Source organism: Streptosporangium sp. NPDC006013 (assembly GCF_040614275.1).
GTDB lineage: Bacteria > Actinomycetota > Actinomycetes > Streptosporangiales > Streptosporangiaceae > Streptosporangium.
Genome location: NZ_JBEXUE010001002.1, coordinates 1 through 1,012, shown reverse-complemented (window position 1 = coordinate 1,012; position 1,012 = coordinate 1). Strand labels below are relative to the sequence as shown.

General features: G+C 67.6%; 2 protein-coding genes. Both read left to right on the top strand.

Annotated features, from left to right (window positions below):
- The first annotated feature begins 166 nt into the window (after positions 1 to 166).
- Positions 167 to 895: an iron-containing redox enzyme family protein gene (locus tag ABZ260_RS51595; protein ID WP_355633396.1), complete on the top strand. Its 729-nt coding sequence runs from the start codon at positions 167 to 169 to the stop codon at positions 893 to 895.
- 39 nt (positions 896 to 934) lie between these two features.
- Positions 935 to 1,012: hypothetical protein (locus ABZ260_RS51590; protein ID WP_355633398.1), on the top strand; the 78-nt coding region annotated here is incomplete at its 3' end.

Below are 1,012 nucleotides of genomic sequence, written 5' to 3'. Positions count from 1 at the left end.
CCTAATGGCGGCCTTAAGGTCTCCACGCCCGCAGGCCGGCCCGTGCCGGGGTGCGCGTTAAGAGCGGTTAAGCGGCCACTAAGAACCTCTCGATTGTCTTCGGCATCGTCAGGCACATACGCCGGCAACTCCCCGAACCCCAGAGGAGAGGTCGTTGAGCACCAAGTTGGACGAGTACGAAGCGGCGCTCAAGGAAAGCCGCCAGGGGCTCACGGTCGACCCGGCTATAGCCCCGCTGTTCTCCGTCAGCTGCGAGGACCGGCTTTTCGCACGGTGGATGCTGCGGTACAACGCACACGGCATTCACATGACGCATGACGTCGAGCGCTGGATCGCCGGTGCGGGCGAACGGTGCGGCGAGCTGGGCATGGACCGGCTCGGAAAGGCGCTCAAGGCGCATTCCCGCGCGGAGGCCGGTCACGACCGGATGATGGTCGACGACACGAAGGCCATCGCGAACTGGTGGGAGGAGCGCTTTGGCGGCCCTGTCGACGCCGACGCGCTCCTCGCCCAGCCGCCGCTGGCCAGCGCCGGCTTCTACGGCAAGCTCCACGATCAGGTCATCGCCGGTCCCGTGCCGTTCGCCCAGCTCGCCATCGAATACGAGATCGAACGGCTCTCGATCACCATCGGGCCCATCCTGCAGGCCAACTGCCGGCGGATCTTCGGCCCCGATCCCTCCTGCTACAGCTTCCTGGCAGAGCACGTGGAACTCGACGCCGGTCACACCGCCTTCAATCAGCGCCAGCTCGACGGCGTCCTGACGGAATCCCCCGAGCATCTGGGCACGATGGTGGAGACCGGCAAGGCCGCGCTGGCGTCCTACGCCGCCTTCATGGCGGAATGCATGGGGCTGGCGCAGGGCGACCTGGAAGCCGAACGGGTCGGCGCGTGAACCTCGCGTTCACCGGCACCGCGCCGCGCCGCTGTCACCGTGTTCGGCGAGTCCGCGGGAGCGATCAGCATCGGGGCGTTGCTGACCAGCCCCCGTTCGGCCGGCCTGTTCCGCCGT